Source organism: Streptomyces tropicalis (assembly GCF_029269835.1).
GTDB classification, from domain to species: domain Bacteria; phylum Actinomycetota; class Actinomycetes; order Streptomycetales; family Streptomycetaceae; genus Streptomyces; species Streptomyces tropicalis.
On sequence record NZ_JARJBB010000001.1, the window covers coordinates 328,125 to 351,447 of the forward strand.

A 23,323-nucleotide genomic window follows, 5' to 3' on the forward strand; every position below is an offset into this window, starting at 1 on the left:
AGGGGATGACCATGGCCGGACTGCGCCTGGGACCACTGCTGAGGTACGCCGACGGATCGTCCGCGACCGTCTGGGTCGAGACGAGCCGTCCCTGCACGGCCGAGGTCGTCTGCCCGGACGGCGCCGGGGGCACGGCCCGCACATTCCAGGTCGAGGGGCACCACTACGCCCTCGTCCCGGTGACCGGGCTCACCGCGGGCACGACGGTGCCGTACGAGGTCCGCCTCGACGGCGCCCGCGTCTGGCCGCTGCCCGACTCGCCCTTCCCGCCCTCCGTGATCCGCGCGCCCGGCACCGGCGACGACGTCCGGGTCGCCTTCGGCTCCTGCCGCTGGGCCGCAGCGCCGGCGGACGGCCACGACCCGGTGGGCCCCGACGCCCTGGACACGCTGGCCGCCCGGATCGCCGCCGGGGCGGACGCCGACGCCGGCGGCGAACGCCCCGACGTCCTCCTCCTGCTCGGCGACCAGGTGTACGCCGACGAGACCTCCGACGAGACCCGCCAGTGGCTCGCCGCGCGCCGCGGACTGGCCGACCCCCCGGGCAGCGAGGTCGCGGACTACGAGGAGTACACCCACCTCTACTACGAGTCCTGGCTGGACCCGGAGGTGCGCTGGCTGCTGTCCACCGTGCCGAGCTGCATGATCTTCGACGACCACGACGTCATCGACGACTGGAACACCTCCGCCTCCTGGCTGGCCGACATGCGCGCCACCGACTGGTGGCAGGAGCGGCTGCTGAGCGGCCTGATGTCGTACTGGGTGTACCAGCACCTGGGCAACCTGTCGCCCGCGGAGCTGGCCGCCGACCCGGTGTACGCGGCGGTGCGGGCCGCACCCGACGGCACCGACGTCCTGCGCACCTTCGCCGCGGAGGCCGACGCCGACCCCGCCTCGGTGCGCTGGAGCTACCGGCGCGACTTCGGCCGGGTCCGGGTGCTGATGGTGGACTCGCGGGCCGCCCGGGTGCTGCGCGAGGAGGACCGGGCCATGCTCGACGACGGCGAGGCGCGGTGGCTGCGTGAGCAGGCCCTGGAAGGACTGGACGGTCCGGACGGCTGCGACCACCTGCTGATCGGGACCTCGCTGCCCTGGCTGCTGCCGCATCTGGTGCACGACGCCGAGGCGTGGGACGCGGCCCTGTGCCGGGGCGAACGCGGCGCGCGCTGGGCCCGTTTCGGGGAGCGGCTGCGACGGCGCGCCGACCTGGAGCACTGGGCCGCCTTCCCGGCGTCCTTCGTCCTGCTGGCCGACCTGATCGCGGAGGCGGGGTCCGGCGCGGGCGCCCCGGCGACCGTGTGCGTGCTGTCCGGGGACGTGCACCACGCCTACGCGGCCGAGCCGTCGTGGCCGTCCGGCGCGGGCCGGGCCGCGCCCGACGCCCGGGTCGTGCAGCTGACCTGCTCGCCGGTGCACAACTCCGTGCCCCGCTCGATACGGCTGGGCTTCCGCTTCGGCTGGAGCGCGGCGGCCCGGGTCCTGGGCCGCCGGCTGACCCGGCACGGGCGGTGCCCGGAACCCCCGGTGACCTGGCGCAGGACGGGCGGGCCGTGGTTCGGCAACCAGCTCATGACGCTGACCCTGCGCGGCCGTGCGGCGCGACTGCGGCTGGAGCGGGCGGAGCGGGGAGGGGACGGGCGGCCGCGCCTGGAGACGGTCACGGAGACCGACCTGGCGTCCTGACCAGGCGTGTCAGGGGCGGCCAGGCAGATATTTGAACTTGCAAGCACACATTAGGGTCACCTAATCTGGGCTTCTCGTGGGATCCGCCCCCACCCGGTCCGCCCGGACCGGCCCGACGAAGGAGACCTGCATGACCGGCCCGACCGGACGCCTCGACTCGGCCCGCCCCTACGCCCTCGCCCTGTTCCGCGCCGTCGTGGGCCTGCTCTTCGCCTGCCACGGCGCCGCCTCGCTCTTCGGGGTGCTGGGCGGGGCCGCGGGCGGCGACGGCGGCACCGTCCCGGCGGGCAGCTGGCCCGGCTGGTACGCGGCGGTGATCCAGCTGGCCGGCGGCACCCTCGTCCTGCTCGGCCTCGGCACCAGGATCGCGGCCCTGGTCGCCTCCGGCTCCATGGCCTACGCGTACTTCGACGTCCACCAGCAGGCCGCCCTGTGGCCGATCCAGAACGGCGGCGAGCTCTCGGCGCTCTTCTGCTGGACGTTCCTGGTACTGGTCTTCACCGGCCCCGGCGCCTTCGGCATGGACGGACTCCTCGCCCGGCGTGCGGCGAAGGAGCCCCGGCCTGCCCCCGGGCGGACCCCCTCGGCGGCCTGACCGGCCCTGCCCACCGCGCCCTCCCCGGTCCCCCGGGGAGGGCGCCGTCGTACCCGGCGGCGACGGCCGTGAGGGACGTGTGCCGAGCGCACGAACCCCCGGTGAAGACGGCGCCGCGCCCCCGGCGTACGCTGTATGGCTGTTCACTGGCCGCCCCTGCCGCTCCCCCGCGACGTCGCGGCACGGTCCGGTCCACGGGGGGCGACACGGGAGTTTCGGTGCAGGCGAGTCTGGCGGGGGTGGGGTCGCTCACCGGCACTCCGTGGATCTACGTCGCGGTGGCGCTGTCCGTCCTGCTCGACGTCTTCCTGCCGGTGCTGCCCAGCGGCGTCCTGATCGTCGCCGCGGCCACGGCGGCGGCCGCGGGATCCGGCGCGGCGACGGCGCGGGTGCCCCACGACGTGCCCGACATCCTCGCGCTGATCCTGTGCGCGGCCACCGCCTCGGTCCTGGGCGACCTGGTGGCGTACCGCCTGGCCCGGCGCGGCGGTACCCGGCTGGACCGCGCCATATCCCGCTCCCGCCGCCTGAGCACCGCCCAGGAACGACTCGGCACGGCCCTGTCCCGGGGCGGCGGCGCCCTGGTGGTCCTCGCCCGCTTCGCCCCCGCCGGACGCTCGGTCGTCTCCTTCAGCGCGGGGGCGACGCACCGCCGGGTGCGCGAGTTCCTCCCCTGGTCCGCCGTGGCCGGCCTGTCCTGGGCCACCTACAGCGCCGCCCTCGGCTACTTCGGCACCCGCTGGCTGGGCGCGGCCTGGCTGGCCACGGGGGTGTCGGTGGCGGCCCTGTTCGCCGCGGGCGCGGGGGCGGCGTACCTCGTCCGACGCGAGCCGAAGCCGGTGGAGGCGCCGTAGCGCGGTGGAGGCGCAACGCGGTGGAGCCACAGCGCGGTGGAGGCGCAGCGCCGGTCGGAGCGGTCCCGGGGGGCGGTCCCCCGCCCCCGGCCCACCACGGCTCACGGTCCCGCCTGCTCCTGAGGCGTCCCGCCGGATGCGGACGGGTGGGCTACACCGGCCGTGCGGCCCGGGCCGTGTTCGGTCCGCGGACCTCCAGGCCCGCCAGCAGGTCGGCCGTGGCCGCGGTGACCGCCTCGACCGCCGTGTCGAAGACCTCGCGGTTGTGCGCGGCGGGCGCGCGGAACCCGGAGACCTTCCGCACGAACTGCAGCGCGGCCGCTCTGATCTCCTCCTCCGTCGCCTCCTCGGGCAGGGCGGGTGGACGCAGGGTCTTGATGCTCCGGCACATGCCCCCAGTCTCCCCCGGCCGGAGCGGAGGGAATACCCCCGCACCGGCGCCCCTTGCACGGGCATGACGACGCTGGAGATCACGTACGTGGGCGGGCCGACCGCGGTCCTCACGCTCGGCGGCCTGCGCCTGCTCACCGACCCCACCTTCGACGGCCCGGGCGAGTACCCCGTCGGGCGGCGCACCCTGGTGAAGACGGCCGCCCCGGCGCTGACGGCCGAGGACGCCGGTCCGCCCGACGCGGTGCTGCTCTCCCACGACCAGCACCCGGACAACCTCGACACGGCAGGCCGCGCCCTGGTCGCCGGCGCCCGCCTGGTGCTGTCGACGGCGTCCGCCGCGGCCCGGCTCGGGGGCCCGGTGCGGGCCCTGCCGTCCTGGACGCACACCGACCTGCCGCGCCCCGGCGGCGGCGCCCTGCGGGTCACCGCCGTGCCCGCCCTGCACGGTCCCGCCGGTTCCGAGCCCGTGGTCGGCGAGGTCACCGGCTTCGTCCTGTCCGGTGCCGGGCTGCCCAGGGTGTACGTCAGCGGCGACAACGCGTCCCTGGACGTGGTCCGCGAGATCGCCGAGCGCGAGGGCCCGGTCGACGTCGCGCTGCTCTTCGCCGGTGCCGCCCGCACCCCGCTCGTGCCCGACGCCCCGCTCACCCTGACCAGCGGGCAGGCCGCCGAGGCCGCCCGCCTCCTCGGCGCCCGCCATGTCGTGCCCCTGCACTTCGAGCACTGGGCGCACTTCACCGAGGGCGGCCCGGAGCTGAGCAGGGCGTTCGCGGCCGCCGGTCCCACCGGGCGCCTGCACCTGCTCGCCCCCGGGGAATCCGTCCGCCTGCCGGACGCCCCGGCGTCCCGTCCGGCATGATCGTCCGCGAGGCGGCCACCGTCCCGGGGCCGACCGACGAGAGGAACGTCCGCATGGCGAACGACACGACCGGCCACGGCACGAACGGGCCGGACACGAACGGGCAGGGCTCCCGGCCCGGCCACGGCACGGCCGGGCGGAACACGACCGAGCCCGCCGCACCGGAGGACGGTTCGGCGGGGAAGGACCCGGCGGGGAACCGCCCGGCAACCGTGGCCGTGCTCGGTCCCGGCGGTGTGGGCGGCCTGCTCGCCGCCCTGCTCGCGCGGGCCGGGCACCGGGTGGTCTGCCTGGCCGGCGACGACACCGTCCGGGTCCTGCGCGAACGCGGAATCCGGGTCCGCAGCGGGCAGTTCGGCGACTTCACGGCCCGGGTCGAGGCGGACACCGAACTGCGCGAACCGGTCGACGCGTGCCTGATCGCCGTCAAGCAGACGGCCCTCGCGCCCGCACTCGAGCGCGTTCCGGCGCGGGCGCTGGGCGATGCGCTCCTCGTCCCCTTCCTCAACGGCGTCGAGCACCCCGCCGCGCTGCGGGAGCACCACCGCCCGGACCGGGTGGCGCCCGCGGTGATCCGCGTGGAGTCGACGCGCGTGGCCCCGGGAGTGATCGAGCACGGCAGCCCCTTCGCCGAGGTCGACCTGGCCGGCGACCCCGTGCCGCGGGCCCGCCTGGACGCGCTCGCCGCCGCCCTCGGAGCCGCCGGCCCGGACACCCGCGTCCTGGAGGACGAATCGGCGGCGCTGTGGGCGAAGTTGGCCTTCCTCGCGCCCTTCGCCCTGCTCACCACCCGGCACCGGGTGCCGCTGGGGGACGTCCGCGCCCGCCACCGCGAGGAGCTGACGGAGCTGGTGCGGGAGACCGCCGCGGTGAGCGGCGCCTGCGGCGGCCCGGCCGACGCGGCCGGCGTACTCGCCCGCTACGACGCCTTCCCGCCGGGCGCGAAGTCCTCGATGCAGCGGGACGCCGAGGCCGGGCGCCCCCTGGAGCTGGACGCGATCGGCGGCGCCCTGCTCCGCGCGGCCGGCCGTCACGGGGTGCCCGTGCCGGTCACCGCGCGCCTGGTGGAGGATGTGCGGGCCGCCGGCCGCTGAGGGACCGCCGGGCCGGTCGGCGCGTCAGGGAGCCAGGTCGAGCCGCCAGTCGTTCGATCTGATCCAGTGCCCCTTCGGATACTCGAACCGGACGGGACCCCGCAGCGTGAAACCGGCCCGGCGGCACACCGCGTTCGAGGCGGCGTGCTCCTCACCGGGATAGGCGTGCAGATACCGGTGCCGTCCGGCGGCCCGCGCCGCCCCGGCCACGGCCCGCGCCGCCCGCACCGCGAAGCCGCGCCCCTGGAAGACGGGCAGCACGCCCCACCCTGCCTCCCAGACGGTGCGCCCCTGCCACTCCCGCTCCCAGAAGCCCACGGACCCGACGGTGTCCCCCTCGTCCGCCGACACCACCCGGTACATCCGCCCCGCCGCGAGCCCCAGATAGCGCCGGTGCCGCGCCGCGAGCTGCTCCTCGGTCTCGGGGCCGCCCAGGTGGGCCGTCATCTCCGCGCTGTTGAGCAGCCGCAGCAGCCGCCGGTCGTCCTCGGACCAGGGCTCCAGCCGCACCTGACCCCCACTCGCCTCGTCCATGGGGAACACCGTAGGGCAGGGGTACGACAACGGACCGGAGACGGCCACCGGGGCCGCGGGGGACGTCCCGGCCACTCGTTCGCGTGAACTCCCGTGCGGAACTCGCTTCACTAATTCGAACAGGCGTACCATTGTGCTGTGGCTACGACCTACGACTTCCCGAGTGATCTCCGCACCGGCCAGGAGGAGCTGCACCAGGTCAGGTCCGAGCTGTCGGCCCTGCTCAAGCGGCTTCCCTGGTCGGTCGAGCCACTGGACGGTTTCAGTGACGGCGGCGGCTGGCGCAAGATGGAGCGCCCCGCCTCCCCGGGCTGGACGGCCGACGAGCAGGCGGAGGTCGAGAAGCTCCGGCGCCGGGAGCACGAGCTGGCGGTGTTCGTGACCACGCACCGCTTCTGGTCGGAGCTCGCCGGGCCGGACCGCGTCGAGGCCCGCTCCCGCCTGAAGCACGCGGGGACCGGCGAGGCGCCCCCGGACGCCCCGGACGGCACCACCGACACGACGATCACCCAGGAAGCCGACGCATGATCTACCACGTGGTTCCGCTCGCCGAGTGGGACACCGCCCCCGACCGCCCGTACGCACCCGCATCCCTCGCCGAGGACGGCTTCGTGCACTGCTCCCCGGACGAGCGGACCACGCTCGCCGTCGTCAACGCCTTCTACCGGTCGGCGCCCCGGCCGCTGCTGGCACTGCTCCTCGACGAGGACCGGCTCGGCTCCCGGCTGGAGTGGGAGGCCGCCGACCCCGCGCCGCCGCCGGGGGCCACCGAGGGCGTCGCCTTCCCGCACGTGTTCGGGCCCATAGACCGGGGCGCGGTGGTGCGCGTCCTGGAGGTCCGCTGGGACGGGGAGGGCCGGGCGGCCTCGCTGGCGGAGGCCGGCTGAGGATGCGCGAAGGGCCCGGACCGCGGGGAGTGCCCCGCCGGTCCGAGCCCTGATCGCCGGGTCTCCCCGCTGGTGGGCGCGGACGGTTTCGAACCGCCGACATCCTGCTTGTAAGGCAGGCGCTCTACCCCTGAGCTACGCACCCGAGACGAACCGACAGCCTACCTTGCCGTGCGCGCCGCCCTGCAAACCCCCGCAGCGGGGTGCGGGGGTTGTCCCCACCACGGGTGCGGAAGCCCGCCGGATTCCCCACGGGCCCCGCACCGCCTAGCGTCGGGGCGGTCGCAGCCGCGCAGGGCCCGCCGTCGCACCGGGGGCCTGCCGTCGTACCAGGGGGAGACCGTCATGAGCCGCACCGTTCCCGTCCGCGCCCTCGCACTCGCCGGCGCCGTCGCCGTGCTCGCCGCCGGGGCCACCGCCTGCGGCGCCTCCGCGGACGACGACCGGCACCCCGACCACCGGTCCTTCGCCCTGACCGGCCGCACCCTGACGGTGGACTCCGACGACTCGGCGCTGGAGGTCGTCACCGCGGACACCGGCGGGCCGGGGACGGTCCGGGTCACCCGCTGGTTCGAGGGGTCCACCGTGGTCGGCGGCACCCCCCGGACCACCTGGACCATGGACGGCGACCGGCTCGTGCTGCGGATGACGTGCTCCGGCGTCCTCACCTCCTGCTCGGCGCGGCACCGCATCGAGGTGCCGCGGGGCGTCGCCGTGAAGGTCGAGGACGGGGACGGGAGCGTCCTCGCCCAAGGGTTCGCCGAGCCGCTGACCATCAGGACGGGCGACGGGGCGGTGCACGTGCGGGACACCTCCGGACCGGTGGACCTGACGTCCGGGGACGGCTCGGTGCGGGCCGAGGTGACCTCGCGGCGGGTGCGGGTGGTCACCGCCGACGGGGGGATCGACCTCGAACTGGGCGCCGTGCCCGACCGGGTGGACTCGCAGTCCGGGGACGGCTCCGTCACCGTGGCCCTGCCCCGGGCCGTGTACCGGGTGAGCACGGCGAGCGGGGACGGCACCGTCCGTGTCGGGGTACCCCGCGACGACACGGCATCCCACGTGGTGTCCGTGCGCAGCGGTGACGGAGACATCACGGTGCGCACGGCGAACTGACCGGCCCGTGTGTTCGTCCTTCCGTGGTGGGAGAATGACTCCACCCAGGGCGATCCACAGCACGGGAGAGGGATGTGACGGCGACACCGGCGACACCGTCCGAGCCGCACTCGCCGTATCGACGGCCACGGCACCGGCCCGCCCCCGCGGCGGTCCGGGACGTCCTGACCCTGCTGGTGCTGCCGGCCCTCGCCGCCCTGGCGCTGCCGGCCGCGTTCGCCGGCGGCGGCACCCGGCGCTGGTTCGGGGGGCGGGCCGAGAGCCAGCGGGCCGAGGCGCAGGCCGCCAAGGACGCCGCCGCGGCCGCGTTCTACGAACTGGACACCGCCCAGCGCGATCTGCGGATCTCGATGGAGACGATCACCGCGGTCGACGACTCCCCGGCCGCCCGCCGCGCGGTGGCCGACTTCGAGGCGCTCGGCCGGCGCATCGACGAGGTGAGTCAGCGCTACATCCAGGCCGTCGACGCGCAGGACCTGGACCGGGACGGCCTGGAGGCCTCGGTGGCGGCCCGGGCCCGTACGGAGCTGACCGGCGCCAAGGACGAGCTGCTGCGGGTCCGGCAGGAGCTGGACCGTTTCGCCTCCGGTCTGGGGCCGTTGCTCGGCAAGGCCGAGACGCAGCTGGCCCGGCTGGCGCCCGCCGTGGAGCGGGCCCGGCAGGCCCTGCTCGCCGCGAGCAACGCCCTGGACGGCGCACGAGGGGCGGGCATCGGCGCGGACGACCTGGCCGCCCGGCTGGCCGCCCTCTCCCCGGAGCTGACCCGGCTGAACCAGGGCGCCGGGCAGCACGGCGCGCCGCAGACGCTGGAGCGCGCCGAGCGGGTCGCGCGGGAGGCGGAGGCGATCCGGGCGGAGGCGGAGCGGCTGCCGGAGAAGGCCGCCGAGATCGACCGCCGGCTGGTCTCGCTGCGGACCCGGGCGCAGGCGCTGACCACGCGGACCGGGCAGGTCGAGCCGGTCCTGAGCGAGCTGCGGCGCCGGTTCGCGGCCGCCTGCTGGCAGGACCTGCAGCAGGTGCCGGGGCAGGCCGCCGAGGACGTGCGGCAGGCGGAGCGGAAGCTGACGGAGGCGCAGGCGGCACGGGACGCGCAGCGCTGGCCGGACGCGTCCGCGCTGCTGTCGACGGTCCGTGCGCTGCTGAACACCACCGACGAGGCGGTGTCGGCGGCCGCGGACCGGCTCGCACGGCTCAACGCCGTGCAGAAGGACCCGCAGGCGGAGGTGGAGCGGACCCGGTTCGCGATCCGGGACGCCCAGCGGCTGGCGATGACGGGCCGGACGGCGCCCGACCCGCGGCACGCCCGCCCGCTGGACGACTCGGTGGCGCGGCTGGACCGCGCGGTGGCCGCGCTGGAGGGCCGCCATCCCGACTACTGGCACTTCCTGACGGAGACCGGGGAGGTGCGGCGGACGGCGGCCGACGTGGTCGCGCGGATCCGTGAGGAGCGGGGAGCCGGCCACTGACGGCCCGGCTCCCGCTCCCGCAGGGCACCGGTCAGGTGCGGTACGCGTAGTACGCCGCGGTCGGGTACGACGCGATGATGCTGGCCACCGAACGGTTGTAGGTGTTGGTGGAGTGGTACGTCACGTACGGCACGCCCTGCGGGCTGCGGTAGGTGACGATCATGGAGTGGTCCTTCGACCCGTCCTTGTTGAAGTCCATCTGCAGCACGTCGCCGACGTCCAGCTGGTAGACGTTCGCCAGGCTGGTGACGCGCTGGGAGGACAGGGCGAACCAGGAGAACTCGTTGACGCCGACGAACGAGTCCGACTGGATGTCGGCGGTGCCGAACCACTTGTGGTAGTCGGACGTGTAGCCGGGAACGTGCTTCCAGCCGCCCGCCTTCAGGGTCTGGCTGACGAAGTTGGTGCAGTCGCCGCCGGCCCCCTGCCCGTTGTAGTTCGGGTAGGCGGGGTTGTAGTTGTTCCAGTACTTGGCCGCGTAGGCGGCCATGGCACGGTAGTCGTAGGTGCCGCCGGTCAGCTTCTTCGGCTTCGACGGGGCAGGCCACGACGTGGACGAGCGGGTCGCCTCGGGCGGGCCGGAGTCGGCGGTGGCCGGCGCGGCGACGGCCGGCTTGGCGACCTGGTTGACGGCGAGGTAGCCGTCGTCGGTGTCGCGGATGCCGGTGAGCTGCCAGTCCCCCTGGCGGTCGGCCTTGAAGGTCAGCTCGTGGTGCGCCTGGAAACCGGTCGTCCTCGGCTCGGTGCCCTTGACCTTCTCGTAGGTCAGGGTCGTGTTCTCGGTGACGTCGACGGTGGCCCGGCGGCCCTTCACCTGCGTGGCGTCCAGCGTGACGCTGGTGGCGGCGGCGCTGTACTTCTCGCCGAGCTGTGCCAGCCGGGACTTGCGGCCGCGCAACTGGGACAGCGCGGAGCTCTCCTGGTGGGACTGCGTGCCGGAGAGCTTGACCCGGCCGGAGAAGCCCGACGTGCGCGGGTGCCGCGCCGTGTCCCCGCCCTTGGCGTCGTCCACCAGGGCCTGGGTGCGGTCGGTGAAGACCGCGTCCGCCAGACGCTGGAAGGTCGCCTTCGTCGCCGGGTCGACCGTCGGGTCGTCCACGACGGCCGCCCCCGCGGTCCAGTTGGGCACCAGGGCCACGCCCGCGACGACCGAGGCGGCCGCTGCGCCGACTATGGCCGCACGGCTGCGCTTACGGCTCAATCTTCTCGATTTCAATGATGTTCCCCTCTACGCCGGTACTCCTACCGGGCGTTCGCATCTTCGCACGGCCCACGGGACGGTTGTGAAGAGGGGATGCACAAGTGGAATCGGACTGTTTCAGGCGTCACTTGACCACCGTCGACCAGTCCGGCGCCTGGGCCGGGTCGAGGGAGCGCAGACGCTGGAGCGTCTCCGGCTTCTGCACGTCGAGCCAGTCGGCGAGCTCCTTGAAGGACACGCACTTGACGCCCTTCTTGGTGCACACCGTCTTGACCACCTGGTCGATGGCCTTCATGTAGATACCGCCGTTCCAGTCCTCGAAGTGGTTGCCGATGAACAGCGGCGCCCGGCTGCCGTAGTACACCCGGTTGAAGCCGGCCACGTACGAGGCGACCGTCTGCCGGAGCCACTGGGGGTACTGGGCGGCGTCGCCCTCGGTCTCGCCGCCGGACTGGTTGTAGAGGAAGTTGAAGTCCATGGACAGGCCCTGGTACTTGCCGTCCTCGTACGGGAGCATCTGGAGCGGGAAGTCCCACAGGCCGTCCTTCTTCGCCGGCCAGATCTGGAAGTCGCCCGGGGAGCTGGCGTCGTACTGCCAGCCGTAGCCCTTGAGGGCCTTCAGCAGGTTGGGCTGTCCCTCCAGGCAGGGGGCGCGGCCGCCGGCGACCTCCTTCCTGAAGTCGAAGGGGAGCGCGGGGATGTCGGTGTAGCCGGTGTTGGTCTTCCACTTCTCGACGAAGTCGTAGAACTGGTCGATCTCGCTCTTCCACTCGTCCACGCTCCAGTCGCCGCCGCCCTTGGCGCCGCAGAAGTGGCCGTTGAAGTGGGTGCCGATCTCGTTGCCCTGCTGGTAGGCCAGGCGCAGCTGCTCCAGCGTGGAGCGGATGTGCGCGTCGGTGGGGTAGCTGATCGCCGCGGAGCCCACCGGGTGCTGCGGGGGGTGGTACAGGTCCTTCTTGCTCTTGGGCAGCAGGTAGATGCCGGTGAGGAAGAAGGTCATGTGGGCGTCGTACTGCTCGGCCATCTCCCGGTAGTGGGAGAAGAGGTGGTCGTCGCCCTCCAGCGCGCCGTCCCAGGAGAAGACCACGAACTGCGGCGGCTTCTCGCCCGGCTTGAGCGGTACGGGCTTCAGCTCGCCCTTCTGCGGCCCGGTGTAGGAGGTCGAGCCGTCGCCCAGGACATGCGTCTTCCCGTCCCACGCGGGTTCCTTGGCCGCCCCCGGGGAACTGCCCTTGGGGACGCCCCGGCTGCCTGCGGACGCGGTCGGTGCGGTGGAGTCGGGCCGGGTCAGTGCCAGGAAGCCCGCCACGACCGACGCGACGACCAGGAGGGCGGCCAGCGTGACGAACTCGGGGCGGGCGATGGGGCGGGGCGGGCGGGCCTTGCGGCGGCGTCCGGATGTGGGCTTCATGGGCGGCTCAATCTGCGTGGGAGGTGTCGGTGCGGGTGCGGTGCGGACGGGCCGCCGGCGGTCAGCCGGGCCGGCCCGAGGCGCCCGCCCAGATGCCGTAGGGGACGCTGTCGGCTGCCGTGCCGGCGATCCCCTTCAGGGGCAGTGGCTGGAGGCTCTTGGCCAGGTCCATGCGGTAGACGACGACGGCGGTGGAGACGGCGTCCGCGGTGCCGACGTACCAGGCGGCGGTGTCGTCCGACGTGGTGCCGGGCTTCCCGGTCACGGCGGCCGTGGCGGGCGCCGCGGCGGCCGGGTGCGCGGAGCGGAACGCGTCGCCGAGGGCCTGTTCGACCTCCTGGGCCACCGTGGCGCCGACCGCGCGGTTGCGGGCCGGCCGGTCCAGCCGTACGGCGGAGCCGTTGCGGGTGATGCGGCGCACCGAGTAGGGCTCGGTGTGCATCCCGGCGGCCGCGAAGGTGGCGTAGCCGCCCGCCATCCGGATGGCGCTCGGGGTCGAGTTGCCGAGGGAGAGGTCGGGCGTCTGCGGGCCGAGGCTGGAGGCGAGCAGTCCGGCCGACACGGCGGTCTGCTTGACCCGGTCCAGGCCGGTGTCCATGCCCAGCTGCATGAACGGGGTGTTCACCGACTGCGCGAGGGCCTGGCGCAGGCTGATGCGCCCGTAGGACCGGTTGCCGTCGTTGTGCGCGGCGACCTTGCGGCCGCTGCGGTCCCAGTACGGCCCCTCGGGCGTGGTGACGGGCACCGCGTCGTCGCCGTCGTAGACGGTCTCCGGCAGCACCTGCTCGCGCGGGGCGTCACGTCGCTTGGTGACGCCGTACTCGAGCCCGGCCGCGTACACGAAGGGCTGGAAGGCCGAACCGGCGGGCACGGTGGTCGCGTTGGACTCGTTGTAGCCCTGCGTGCGGTGGTCGGGGCCGCCGTAGACGGCGAGGATCCGGCCGTCGTCGCTCACCGAGGCCGCGCCGTAGTGCGCGGTCCTGGCGGCGGTCGCGTCGGTGGTGCGGGCCTTCTTGCGGGCCCGGGTGACGGCGTCGGTGAGCGCGTTCTCCCGCTTGCGGTCGAAGGTGGTGTAGATCTGGTAGCCGCCGAGGTCGAACTGCTGGTCCGACAGGTGCGCGGTCTTCCTGGCGTACTGCGAGGCCACCTCGACCAGGTAGTCGCTCTGCCGGCCGGTGTCGTAGAGCGGGTTCCTCCTGAGCGGCTCGGGGAAGGTCGTGTAGGTGGCGCGCTCGGCCGGCGACAGCTTGCCGATCTTGACCATCCGGTCCAGGATCCAGTTCCACCGCTCCACCGCGCGGGCGTGGTTGGCCTTGTTCAGGGTGGGGTCGTAGAGGCCGGCGCCCTTGAGCAGGGAGGCGAGGAAGGCGGCCTGCCCGGCGTTGAGCTTGCTCACGTCCTTGCCGTAGTAGGCCTGGGCGGCGCGCTGGATGCCGTAGGTGCCGCGGCCGAACCAGCTGGTGTTGAGGTAGCCCTCGAGGATCTGGTCCTTGCTCATCCGGTTGTCGAGCTTGAGGGCGATCATGGCCTCGGTGAACTTCCGGCCGACCGTCTGGTTCTGGGTCAGGTAGACGTTCTTCACGTACTGCTGGGTGATGGTGGAGCCGCCCTGGGTGTCGCCCTCGCCGACCGTGCGCCACAGGGCGCGCGTGAGGCCCTTGAAGGAGATGCCGGGATCGCTGTAGAAGCTCTCGTTCTCCGCGGCCAGCACCGCCCAGCGCACGTCCTGGGGTATGTCCTTCAGCGGCATGGCCTGGCGCTGCACCCAGCCGGTGCGGGCCATGGGCGTGCCGTCGGACCAGAAGTAGACGTTGTCCTGCTGGGTGGCGTAGGCGTTCAGGTTCTGCGGGATGTCGGTGGCGGCGTAGGCGACGGCGAGGAACGCCCCGCTCAGGCCGACGGACGCCAGGACGGCGCCCAGCCACTGCCGCCAGGAGGGGACCCAGCGGCGCCAGCCGTCGCGGCCCGGGCGCGGGTACGCCGGCTTCAGGCGGCGGGCGTAGGGCGCGAGGCGCCGGGCGTGGGGGGCGAGCGGGCGGACGAGCGGCGCGCAGCGCTCCGCCACCGCGGCGGCCGCCCGGGTCACGGCCGGGGGCAGTGCCGGACCGCGGCGCTCCGAGCGGCGCGCGGTGCGGGCGCCCACCGGCCGCGGCATGACCCGCAGTTGCATGGTGGCGTCGGGCGCGCCGGCGTCGGGGTCACCGGCGGACCGGTCCGCCGCCCCGGCCTCCGAGGCCTTCGCCGCCTTGGCCGCCTTCGCCCGGCGCAGCGCCTCGACATTGAGCTGCATGGTGGCGTCGGGCCTCGGCGTGGCGCCCTTCAGCGCGTCGCCGACCTTGAGCTGCATGGTGACGTCCGGCGGTACGGGCGGCCCGGCCCGGCCGTCGTCCGGACTCTCCGTACGGCGCAGCCGTTTCGGCGCGGCCCGGCGCGCACGCCGGCCGTCCTCCGAGGGGCCCGCCCCCTGCCCTTCCTCGGTCACGACTGAGTCTCCCTCCGCACTCCGTCTTGCTCGCGCGGGTCGACACAGCCGCCGCAGAAGCGGCCGCCAGCCCCCTGGTCATCAGCGGCCTCGCGCCCCTCGCGGCACTATAGTAATATCAGCGATCTTTTCAATTTCTCCGCACAAGAACTGGACAGAAACCATCACATGGGAAGCATGGAGCCTGTGTGTCCGGTCACGCCCGCTAATCTGAGGCCATGCCTCGCTACGAGTACCGCTGCCGGACCTGCGGCGACACCTTCGAACTGAGCCGTCCGATGGCGGAGTCGTCCGCTCCGGCCGCCTGCCCCGCGGGCCACGGCGACACGGTAAAACTTCTGTCCACGGTCGCCGTGGGCGGCGCGGCGTCCGCGCCGTCGGCCGCACCCCGCGCCGGTGGCGGGGGCGGCTGCTGCGGCGGCGGCTGCTGCGGCTGAGGCCGTTCCGTCCCGCGGGTCACTGCTCCCGGCGGCGCGCCGCGCTCAGGAACTCCCGGACGATCCGCTCGCCGGCCTGCACCCCGCGCTCGGGCAGCGCGGCGACGGTGGGGGACGTCCAGCCGGCGTCCGCGAGTTCGCCGTGGCCCGGCCGCCAGCCCCGGTCCACGGCCAGCAGCAGATCGGCGTCCAGCAGCGAGTCCCCGGCGCCGAGCGTGAGGGCGGCCCCGGTGCGGCGTGCGACCTCCCGCACGGCCGCGCTCTTGGTGAGCGGCCGGGGCACGGCGTAGAGCTTGCGGCCCTGCAGGGACACCGTCCAGCCGCGCGGCTCCGCCCACGCCTGGAGTTCCTTCACCCAGTCCCCGGGCAGCAGTTCGCGCTCCACGACCAGGTAGGCGAACAGGTCCTCGGCGGTGCGGTGCTTGCGCGCCCACGCCGGGTCGGCGCTGTGCAGCAGATGTCCGCGCACCTCCTCCAGGGACGCGCACTCACGGGCCAGCCGCGCGGTCACCTGCCGGTGCCAGTCCCGGTCCGACTCCCCGTCCACCAGCAGGTGGCCGCCGTTGGCGCAGATCGCGTAGCCCGGTGCCGGGCCGGGCAGGTTGATGCGCAGGTACTGCTTGCGGGTGCGGGTCGTGGCCGGCACGAACACCGCCGCGTCGGCGAGTTCGGTGAGCAGTCCGGCCGCCGACTCCGTCATGTAGGACAGGGGGCGGCTCTCGTGCACCTCGACGCAGAGCAGCCGGGGTGCCCGCGCGTCCGGCATGGTCAGCGACAGGGCCGCGGCCGAGTAGATGAGCGTGCGGTCGAGGTCGCTGGCCACCAGCACGGGGGTCACCGGGCCACCGCCCGGCCGTCGGCGCCGGTCGCCCCGCGCGTGAAACGGGGGTGGATCAGGCCCACGCAGGTGTAGGGCAGTTCACCGACCTCCTCGACCGGCACCCCGCGCTGCTCGGCGAGCAGGCGCACATGGTCCAGGTCGGCGCCCGCCCCGGCCCGCGCCAGGATCTTCCAGGGCACCCGGCGCAGCAGGACCCGGGTGGTCTCGCCGACCCCGGGCTTGACGAGGTTCACGTCGTGGATGCCGTACTCCTCGCTGATGCGCTCCACGGCCGCCCAGCCCTCCCAGGTCGGGGTGCGGTCCGCGGACAGCAGTTCCTTGACCGCCGTGCCGACCTCCGCCGCGACCTCCGCGAAGCGGGCGGAGACGGTGTCGAGGAAGACCGGCGACACGTCGGCGCCGGCGAGTTCGCGGTAGAACTTCGCGCCGTGGAAGTCGTCCGGGCCGACCAGGTCCGCGCGCAGCACGGTCCGCGAGATCAGGCCGGAGACGGTGGAGTTGAGGCAGGCGGAGGGGATCAGGAAGTCCTCGCGGGTGCCGTAGGTCCGCACGCATCCGCCCGGGTCGGCGAGGACCGCGATCTCCGGGTCGAAGCCGGTGACGCCCTCGGCCCGCTCGAAGTCCCTGATCGCGTCGGTGAGTTCGCGGGTGATGGCGCCCTTGCCGGTCCAGCCGTCGACGAAGACCACGTCCGAGGGGTCGTACCGGCGGGACAGCCAGCGCAGCGCGTTGGCGTCGATGCCGCGGCCGCGCACGATGGAGACCGCGTAGTGCGGCAGGTCCAGCCCGTGCCGGTCCAGCGCCCACCGGCGCATCAGCACACCGACCGGGGTGCCGGCGCGGGCCAGCGACACCAGGACGGGACGCGGGGACCGCTCGGCGAGGACCGTCTCGGTGACCACGCCCACCGCCCGCGCGATCCGGGCCGCCGAGGCGTCCAGGGCGGCGTGGAAGAGCCCCTGGTAGCGCTCGCTGGGCTGGTACTCCACCGGGAGCGACTCGGCGTAGTGCGCGCCGCCGCCCTGGATGGCCTCCTCGCGCTCCTCGGTCGGCGCCTCCAGCGTCACGTCCGAGAGGTCCTGGAGCAGCCAGCCGACCTCCTCGGGCGCGTACGAGGAGAAGGCGGGGCCGCGCAGCGGCTCGGGCAGCATGGAGGGCCTTTCGGGGGCGGAGTGGGAGCCGGACGGGCCGGGCACGTGGGACGGCACGACCGCGAGCAGGACGTGCGGGGTGTGCGCGGCGAGCCGGTCCAGCAGGCCGCCGGCCGCGTGCAGGGCGGGGGTGTCGCCGGCCGAGTCGACGACGGCGACGACCGCGTCGAAGCCCGCCCCGGCCACGTTGTAGGCGTAGCGGTCCCCGGGCCCGTCGGCCGGGTCGTCGTGGGCCGGGAAGACCAGGCGGCTGCGGATCGCGTAGCCCGGGTCGTCGACCGCGAGGACCGGGGAGCGGGTGGTGGTGGAGAAGCGCACCTCGGCGGGGACGGTCTGTTCCAGGGCGCAGGCGATCCGCAGCGGCGCGTACATCAGCTCCTCGAAGCCGAGGACCAGGATCCGGCCGGCGTCCGCGGGCAGCGCCGCGGCGATCGGCGCGGCCAGGCCGGGCAGGGCCCGCTCCAGCCGCTCCCGGTGCGCGGGCGTGAAGCCGTGCCGTCCGCCGTCGGGCAGGTCCCGCGGCCAGGGCAGCCCGACACGGGCGACCCGCCCGCGGGAGCGCTGTGCGGGCACGCCCGCCTCCGGCCGGGCGGCGGGCGCCCCGGGCACGGGGTCCGGCCCCGCGGAATCCGGCTGCCGGGGGTCCTGAGGTGCCGGCCGCTCGTGCCGGGCCACCAGTTCCCGGCCTCTCTCCAGGACGTCCTCCGGCAACCGCACCGTCCCGGAGGCGGCCGCCACCAGGTCCACGCGGGCGCCGAGCCCGCGGGCGAAGTCGGTGAGCCGGGCCGTGTCGGCGGCGGAGCGCATGTCGACCAGGGCGACCACGACGTACCGGCCGCGCGGGTGGCGCGCGTGCAGGTCGCGGATGGTGTTCAGCACGGTGTTGCCGGTGGAGAACTCGTCGTCGACGAGGACCAGCGGCCCGTCCCCGGACAGCAGCGCGGGGTCCTCCGGCAGCAGCAGGTGCGAGGTGGCGTGCGAGTGGGCCTCCTCGAAGCCGCCCGCCGGGGCGACACCGGGGACCGGGCGGCGGGTGGAGTGCAGGCAGGGCGCGAGGCCGAGGCCGTCGGCGACCGAGTGGCCGAGCCCGGTGGCGGTCTCCGCGTAGCCGAGGACGACGGCCCGGGCCGCCTCCTCCTCGCCCAGCAGGGCACGCACCCGGCGGCCGAGGGCGACCCCGTGGCCGTGGACCACGGCCGGCGACTGGGGGACGTGTTTGCCGAGCACGTGGGAGACGAGCAGGTGCGCCCGCCTGGGGTTGCGGCGCAGCGCCAGCCCCAGCAGGTCCGTCAGCCCGTCGTCGCCGTCGAGTGCGACGCCGAGCCGCTCGGCGACCCAGGTGCCGGACCAGACCCCGTTGTTCACTGCGTGGTTCATGCGTTCCCTGTGGTGTGCGTGGTCAGCCGGGTATGCCGGCGGCGAGGAGTTCCACGAAGCCGACGTCCTCGCGGGCGACGCCGAACACCTCGGCGCGCAGCATGGTGCGCTCCGCCCAGGCGCGGTGCGGCTTCACCTCGTTCATCTTGTTCGTGTACACGGACCGCATCACGCCTCCCCCGCCGCGCTCCGGCCGCAGGATGTCCTCGGCGTCACTGAACTCCTCGTGGCTGACGACGGACAGCGCGTGCACGGGCAGCACGTGCGAGGGGTGGATGCAGGTCTTGCCCAGCAGCCCGTTGGCCTGGTCCAGGGAGATCTCCCGCAGCAGCCCGTCCATCGCGTGCTCGATCAGTCTCTCCCTCAGCCCGACCGCCTGCACCTCCAGGAACGGGCTCTGCCGCAACTGCGGCTTGAACATGCGCTCCGGTGCCCGGAAGTACTCCCACACCGGGCCCGTCACGGTGAACCCGGTACCGTCGGCGCGCCCCAGCATGTTCACCACGTCGGCGATCACGGAGGCGACGATCTGGACGTCGTAGGCGGTCATGTCGGGCGCCCGGCGCAGGCCGTAGGAGGAGCAGAAGTCGGTGACGCCCAGGCGCAGCGCGAGGACCCGGTCCCGGTACTTGCCGACGGCGCGGAGGATGCCCTCCAGGGTCTCCACGCGCGACTCGCGGTAGAGCAGCTCGGGCGACTCCAGCACCGGCATGGCGAACAGCCGCCGGCCGGAGGACGCCTCGGCGCCCTGGAGCGCCTCCAGGAAGGGGACGCCCCGCTCCTCGGTGAACTTCGGCAGGACGAAGCCGGACAGCAGCCGCACGGAGGGGCCGAGTCGGCGCACCAGGTCGGGGATCTGCTCGGGCGTGCGCACCCGGACGAACAGCAGCGGCACGCCGCCCCCGGGGGCGTCGGCACCGTCGGGGCGGCCGGGGCCGTCGACCGGGAACCGCCCGGCCAGGTCGGCGAACTGGCGGACCAGGTTCTCCTCGCCGTGCACCACGTCCGCGTCGTCGATCGAGTCCTCCAGGCACAGCACCATCGACACCACGCCGCGCCCGGCCTGCTTGACGACGTCGTCGGCGAGCCTGGGCCGCGTGGCCGGGCTGTAGAGCGTGGCCCCGAGGGCCGAGGACAGCAGCCGGGCCGGGGCGTCCGCGGTGAAGGCGCACGGCTCCCGGTGGAAGAGACGCCGGCGCGTCTCGGGGGCGATGTGCCCGAAGTGACGCATGGATCTCCCCCGTGCTGGCGTAGGCGGCCGCCGAAAACCGTCGCAGTGTGGCCGGTAATAGTACGTAGAAATCCATGTCGGGGGTTCCGGCCGGGCATGAATTCCTGGTAACCGGGCCATGTCGGCGCGCTGTTCACCGTCGTGTACCCGGCCGGGCGGCGGTCCACCCCCGCGTTGTCGTGACCAGGACCGAGAAGGCAGGATGACCGCATGACGCACGCGATGCAGAAGGGGTCGAACGTCCCCCTGGAGGTCACCACGGTGCGCGCCGTGCTGCGCTGGACGCCCGGCCAGGGCGTCCCGGACGTCGACGCCTCGGCGCTGCTCCTCGGACCCGACGGCCGTGTGCGCTCGGACGAGGACTTCGTCTTCTACAACCAGCCCCGGCACCCCTCGGGCACGGTCTGGCGGCTCGGCAAGAAGCGGGTCGCCGACGCTCTGACCGACACGGTCCAGACGGACCTCGCCGGTACGGAGTCCGGCGTCGGCCGCGTCCTGCTGGTGGCCTCGGCGGACGGGGTCGCCTTCGACCGGGTGCGGGACCTGTCCGTCCTGATCTACGACGCGGCCGTGGCCGACGCGGAGCCGCTGGCCGTCTTCGAGATCACTCCGGAGACCGGGCAGGAGACCGCGCTGATCTGCGGGGAGCTGTACCGGCGGGGCGAGGGGTGGAAGTTCCGCGCGCTCGGCGAGGGCTACTCGAACGGGCTGAAGGGGCTGGCGACCGACTTCGGGATCTCGGTGGACGAGTCCGAGGAGGCCGAGGGGCAGCGGTCCGCAGCGACCGCGTCCCCCGCCACCGGTGCGGCCCCGGCCGGTGCGCCCACGACCGCCCAGCCGCTGCCGCCGGAGCAGCCCACCCAGGGCTACCCGCAGCCCGCCGCGGCACAGCCCGCGTACGGCTATCCGCAGCACCCCTCGGCCGTGGCGACCGCGGGCGCGGCGTCCGGCTACGGCTACCCGCAGCCGGTGACGCAGGCGCCCGACCCCGACTTCCGGCTGCCGCCGCAGGGGCCGCAGTTCATCGGGCGCTGAGCCGCGGCACGCCCGCGGCCCGGCGGGCCGTCAGCGCTCGGCGGTGGACTTGTAGCCCCGGCCCCACTGCAGGCCCCATCCGTACAGCCGGTCCAGCTCGGACTGGAAGCCGTACACGAACTTCACCTCGCGGCGGACGACCAGCTCGCCCTTCACGTTCTCGATCAGGACCACCGCGCAGGAGCGGGCCTGAGGGTGGCGCTCGTCGAGTCCGATCTCGATGCGGGGTCCGTTGCTCGGGTAGAGGGTGACGATGGCGTGGGTGCGGTCGAAGGCCGGGGTCTGGTCGTAGATGTACACGAAGACCAGCAGCCGCTTGATCGCCTCGCGGTGGTCGAGATTGACGTACATCGTCTCGCCCGACGCCGAGCCGAAGCGGTCGTCACCGCTGATCTTGACGTACGGCGGGGAGTTCACGTCGCCGAGGAAGCCGCCGAGCGGCTGGACGACGCCCTTGGTGCCGTCGGCCAGCTCGTACAGGCAGCCGAGGTCCAGGTCCACGTTGACCATGGACTGGCTGTGCCCCATGACCTCCGGCGGCTTGAGCGCCTTGAAGGGGTGCCGCAGCAGGCTCTCCCGGGTGGGGCCGCCGATGTCGGAGGTCCGCATCCGCCAGGTCAGGTTGACGCGGAGGTGCCCGCCGGCCGCTCCCTGCCGGGTCAGCGACACCTGGTGGTGCCGCTTGGTCAGCTCGATGGCGTTGGTCGCGGCGCTGCCCGAGTCGAAGTCGGCCACCCGTCCGCCCAGCAGCCCGTCGAAGAACCCCATGTCCTGCCCGCCCCCACCTTCACCCGCCGACCGGCCCCGTGCACGTGCCGCGGGGCGGCCGGAGGACCCGGCCGAAGCCGTCGTCCTCGTCGGCCGCCCCGCTTGGAGCGTTCCTCGCCCGGAGGGCCGTCACACTCCGGAGGACACCTCGGTCTTGTCGTCCGAGCCGGCGGCCGTGCCTCCGGCCGCCTCCAGTGCGCGGTTGCGGCGCACGGAGGACCAGAACGACCAGGCGATCAGCACCACGCCGACCAGGCCGGTGATCACCTCGTTGATCTGGTACTGGATGGTCACCATGAGGATCACGGCCAGCGCGCCGATCGCGTAGTGCGCGCCGTGCTCCAGGAAGACGTAGTCGTCGAGGGTGCCCTGGCGGACCAGGTAGACGGTGAGCGACCGGACGTACATGGCGCCGATGCCGAGACCGAGGGCCATGAGGACGATGTCGTTGGTGATCGCGAAGGCGCCGATCACGCCGTCGAAGGAGAAGGACGCGTCCAGGACCTCCAGGTAGAGGAACATGAAGAACGCGGCCTGGCCGGCCAGCACGACGGGCGAGCGCTTCTTGCCGGTGCGCGCCGCCTCTTCCTCCTCCTCGTGCTCGCGCTCCTCCTCTTCCTCCAGCTTGTCCTCGAAGTAGCCGGAGAGTCCGCCGACGATCATGTACGTGATCAGGCCGGCGATGCCGGCGATCAGCACCGTCTGGGCCTTGTCGACGTGCGCGCCGCCGTGCTGGTGGGCGTGGGTGGCGAAGGTGAAGGAGGTGATCAGCAGGACGATCAGGGAGATGCAGACCGACAGCATGTCGACCTTGCCGAGCTTCGCCAGAGGCCGCTCGATCCAGCGCAGCCACTGGATGTCCCGGTCCTCGAAGATGAAGTCGAGGAAGATCATCAGCAGGAACATGCCACCGAACGCGGCGATCGCCGGGTGGGCGTCGGTGACCAGTTCCTGGTAGCGGTCCTTGTTGTTCAGCGCCAGGTCGACGGCCTGGATCGGGCCCATCTTGGCGCTGATGGCGACGATCACGACGGGGAAGACCAGGCGCATGCCGAAGACGGCGATGAGCACACCGACCGTGAGGAAGATCTTCTGCCAGAAGGCGTTCATCTTCTTCAGGATCCCGGCGTTGACCACCGCGTTGTCGAACGACAGCGAGATCTCCAGGACGGAGAGGATCGCGACGATGCCGAAGGCCTCCCACCCCCCGTACAAGACCGCCGCGACCAGTCCGACCGCGGTGACCGCGAACGACCAGCCGAAGGTTTTGAGAAGCACTGGCTACCCCATCGTGTGTGTACGGGGACTCCCCCGCGCCGTCGCGGCTTTACGAAACGTTGACTCCGAAGTCTAGAGCGATGCCCCGCAGCCCCGACGCGTACCCCTGCCCCACGGCCCGGAACTTCCATTCGCCCTGGTAGCGGTAGAGCTCCCCGAAGATCATGGCCGTTTCCGTGCTGGCGTCCTCGCTCAGGTCGTAGCGCGCGAGCTCCTGGCCGTCGGCCTGGTTGACCACGCGGATGAACGCGTTGCTGACCTGGCCGAAGGTCTGGCCGCGCTCGTCGGCCATGTGGATGGAGACCGGGAAGACGATCTTCTCGCAGCGGTCCGGCACCCGGCTCAGGTCCACCAGGACCGACTCGTCGTCGCCCTCGCCCTCACCGGTGAGGTTGTCGCCGGTGTGCTCCACGGAGCCGTCGGGGCTCGTGAGCTGGTTGTAGAACACGAACCACTCGTCCCCCAGCACCCGGTTGGTGCCGCCGCACAGCAGCGCGCTGGCGTCCAGGTCGAAAGGGGCTCCGGTGGTGGAGCGCGCGTCCCAGCCGAGCCCGACCATGACGTTGGTCAGGTTGGGTGCGGCTTTGGACAGGGAGACGTTGCCCCCCTTGGCGAGCGTGACGCCCATGAT

22 protein-coding genes and 1 tRNA gene are annotated in these 23,323 nt (G+C 73.7%); 11 read left to right on the forward strand and 12 right to left on the reverse strand.

Features of this window, described 5'->3' with window-relative positions:
• The first annotated feature begins 11 nt into the window (after positions 1 to 11).
• From P3H78_RS01465 to P3H78_RS01475, 3 genes are all read left to right on the forward strand, one after another.
• Positions 12 to 1,682, forward strand: coding sequence for an alkaline phosphatase D family protein (locus P3H78_RS01465; protein ID WP_276106857.1), 1,671 nt, complete (start codon positions 12 to 14; stop codon positions 1,680 to 1,682).
• A 130-nt stretch (positions 1,683 to 1,812) separates the two neighbouring features.
• The gene (locus P3H78_RS01470; RefSeq protein WP_276106858.1) at positions 1,813 to 2,277 is read left to right on the forward strand and encodes a DoxX family protein; all 465 of its coding nucleotides are present in this window, start codon (positions 1,813 to 1,815) and stop codon (positions 2,275 to 2,277) included.
• Between the two features lie 218 nt (positions 2,278 to 2,495).
• Positions 2,496 to 3,131 carry a DedA family protein gene (locus P3H78_RS01475; RefSeq protein ID WP_276106859.1) on the forward strand — a complete coding sequence of 212 codons (636 nt, stop codon included), beginning with the start codon at positions 2,496 to 2,498 and terminating at the stop codon, positions 3,129 to 3,131.
• Positions 3,132 to 3,282: 151 nt separating this feature from the next.
• On the opposite strand, the gene P3H78_RS01480 is transcribed toward P3H78_RS01475, so the two are convergent.
• Positions 3,283 to 3,522: a DUF2277 domain-containing protein gene (locus P3H78_RS01480; protein WP_276106860.1), complete on the reverse strand. Its 240-nt coding sequence runs from the start codon at positions 3,520 to 3,522 to the stop codon at positions 3,283 to 3,285.
• Between the two features lie 63 nt (positions 3,523 to 3,585).
• On the opposite strand from P3H78_RS01480, the gene P3H78_RS01485 reads away from it, so the two are divergent.
• Together P3H78_RS01485 and P3H78_RS01490 are read left to right on the forward strand one after the other, a co-directional pair.
• The gene (locus tag P3H78_RS01485) at positions 3,586 to 4,383 is read left to right on the forward strand and encodes an MBL fold metallo-hydrolase (protein WP_276106861.1); all 798 of its coding nucleotides are present in this window, start codon (positions 3,586 to 3,588) and stop codon (positions 4,381 to 4,383) included.
• A gap of 53 nt (positions 4,384 to 4,436) precedes the next feature.
• Positions 4,437 to 5,477 carry a ketopantoate reductase family protein gene (locus P3H78_RS01490; RefSeq protein WP_276106862.1) on the forward strand — a complete coding sequence of 347 codons (1,041 nt, stop codon included), beginning with the start codon at positions 4,437 to 4,439 and terminating at the stop codon, positions 5,475 to 5,477.
• A gap of 24 nt (positions 5,478 to 5,501) precedes the next feature.
• Here P3H78_RS01490 and P3H78_RS01495 read toward each other — a convergent pair whose 3' ends face one another.
• Complete coding sequence (locus tag P3H78_RS01495) at positions 5,502 to 6,011, reverse strand: GNAT family N-acetyltransferase (RefSeq protein ID WP_276106863.1); 510 nt, start codon at positions 6,009 to 6,011, stop codon at positions 5,502 to 5,504.
• Between the two features lie 138 nt (positions 6,012 to 6,149).
• Between P3H78_RS01495 and P3H78_RS01500 the strand changes: the two genes are divergently transcribed.
• Together P3H78_RS01500 and P3H78_RS01505 are read left to right on the forward strand one after the other, a co-directional pair.
• Positions 6,150 to 6,539: a DUF8825 domain-containing protein gene (locus tag P3H78_RS01500; protein WP_276106864.1), complete on the forward strand. Its 390-nt coding sequence runs from the start codon at positions 6,150 to 6,152 to the stop codon at positions 6,537 to 6,539.
• Entirely contained in the window at positions 6,536 to 6,898 is a 363-nt protein-coding gene (locus P3H78_RS01505; protein ID WP_276106865.1) for a DUF952 domain-containing protein, read from the forward strand. Before P3H78_RS01500 ends, P3H78_RS01505 begins: the two co-directional genes overlap by 4 nt.
• 70 nt (positions 6,899 to 6,968) lie before the next feature.
• Here the strand turns inward: P3H78_RS01505 and P3H78_RS01510 are convergent.
• Positions 6,969 to 7,043: transfer RNA gene (locus tag P3H78_RS01510), tRNA-Val, on the reverse strand.
• A gap of 200 nt (positions 7,044 to 7,243) precedes the next feature.
• Here P3H78_RS01510 and P3H78_RS01515 point away from each other — a divergent pair.
• A complete protein-coding gene (locus P3H78_RS01515; RefSeq protein ID WP_276106866.1) occupies positions 7,244 to 8,014 on the forward strand; it encodes a DUF4097 family beta strand repeat-containing protein in 771 nt (256 codons plus the stop codon).
• A gap of 74 nt (positions 8,015 to 8,088) precedes the next feature.
• Complete coding sequence (locus tag P3H78_RS01520) at positions 8,089 to 9,480, forward strand: hypothetical protein (RefSeq protein ID WP_276106868.1); 1,392 nt, start codon at positions 8,089 to 8,091, stop codon at positions 9,478 to 9,480.
• A 31-nt stretch (positions 9,481 to 9,511) separates the two neighbouring features.
• Here the strand turns inward: P3H78_RS01520 and P3H78_RS01525 are convergent, their stop codons facing one another.
• The 3 genes from P3H78_RS01525 to P3H78_RS01535 all read right to left on the reverse strand — a co-directional run bounded on the left by P3H78_RS01525 (position 9,512) and on the right by P3H78_RS01535 (position 14,262).
• Positions 9,512 to 10,654, reverse strand: a complete 1,143-nt coding sequence (locus P3H78_RS01525; protein WP_438827898.1) for an amidase domain-containing protein — start codon at positions 10,652 to 10,654, stop codon at positions 9,512 to 9,514.
• A gap of 151 nt (positions 10,655 to 10,805) precedes the next feature.
• On the reverse strand, positions 10,806 to 12,092 hold the full coding sequence (locus tag P3H78_RS01530) for a polysaccharide deacetylase family protein (protein ID WP_276106870.1): 1,287 nt from the start codon (positions 12,090 to 12,092) through the stop codon (positions 10,806 to 10,808).
• 61 nt (positions 12,093 to 12,153) lie between these two features.
• Positions 12,154 to 14,262, reverse strand: a complete 2,109-nt coding sequence (locus tag P3H78_RS01535) for a transglycosylase domain-containing protein (RefSeq protein ID WP_438827899.1) — start codon at positions 14,260 to 14,262, stop codon at positions 12,154 to 12,156.
• A gap of 530 nt (positions 14,263 to 14,792) precedes the next feature.
• On the opposite strand from P3H78_RS01535, the gene P3H78_RS01540 reads away from it, so the two are divergent.
• Positions 14,793 to 15,011, forward strand: a complete 219-nt coding sequence (locus P3H78_RS01540; protein ID WP_276106871.1) for an FmdB family zinc ribbon protein — start codon at positions 14,793 to 14,795, stop codon at positions 15,009 to 15,011.
• Between the two features lie 19 nt (positions 15,012 to 15,030).
• Here the strand turns inward: P3H78_RS01540 and P3H78_RS01545 are convergent, their stop codons facing one another.
• From P3H78_RS01545 to P3H78_RS01555, 3 genes are read right to left on the reverse strand one after another with little or no spacing between them, the layout of a single operon-like run.
• Positions 15,031 to 15,849, reverse strand: coding sequence for an HAD family hydrolase (locus P3H78_RS01545; protein WP_276106872.1), 819 nt, complete (start codon positions 15,847 to 15,849; stop codon positions 15,031 to 15,033).
• The gene (locus tag P3H78_RS01550) at positions 15,846 to 18,380 is read right to left on the reverse strand and encodes a phosphoribosyltransferase (protein WP_276106873.1); all 2,535 of its coding nucleotides are present in this window, start codon (positions 18,378 to 18,380) and stop codon (positions 15,846 to 15,848) included. The genes P3H78_RS01545 and P3H78_RS01550 overlap by 4 nt, the downstream gene beginning before the upstream one ends.
• Before the next feature lie 22 nt (positions 18,381 to 18,402).
• Positions 18,403 to 19,611, reverse strand: coding sequence for an HpcH/HpaI aldolase/citrate lyase family protein (locus tag P3H78_RS01555; protein ID WP_276106874.1), 1,209 nt, complete (start codon positions 19,609 to 19,611; stop codon positions 18,403 to 18,405).
• Positions 19,612 to 19,821: 210 nt separating this feature from the next.
• On the opposite strand from P3H78_RS01555, the gene P3H78_RS01560 reads away from it, so the two are divergent.
• A complete protein-coding gene (locus P3H78_RS01560; protein ID WP_276106875.1) occupies positions 19,822 to 20,646 on the forward strand; it encodes a TerD family protein in 825 nt (274 codons plus the stop codon).
• A 30-nt stretch (positions 20,647 to 20,676) separates the two neighbouring features.
• Here the strand turns inward: P3H78_RS01560 and P3H78_RS01565 are convergent, their stop codons facing one another.
• The 3 genes from P3H78_RS01565 to P3H78_RS01575 form a co-directional block, all read right to left on the reverse strand.
• Positions 20,677 to 21,414 carry a TerD family protein gene (locus P3H78_RS01565; protein WP_276106876.1) on the reverse strand — a complete coding sequence of 246 codons (738 nt, stop codon included), beginning with the start codon at positions 21,412 to 21,414 and terminating at the stop codon, positions 20,677 to 20,679.
• A gap of 129 nt (positions 21,415 to 21,543) precedes the next feature.
• The gene (locus P3H78_RS01570; protein ID WP_276106877.1) at positions 21,544 to 22,692 is read right to left on the reverse strand and encodes a DUF475 domain-containing protein; all 1,149 of its coding nucleotides are present in this window, start codon (positions 22,690 to 22,692) and stop codon (positions 21,544 to 21,546) included.
• 49 nt (positions 22,693 to 22,741) lie between these two features.
• Positions 22,742 to 23,320 carry a TerD family protein gene (locus tag P3H78_RS01575; protein ID WP_276106878.1) on the reverse strand — a complete coding sequence of 193 codons (579 nt, stop codon included), beginning with the start codon at positions 23,318 to 23,320 and terminating at the stop codon, positions 22,742 to 22,744.
• Between the last annotated feature and the right edge of the window lie 3 nt (positions 23,321 to 23,323).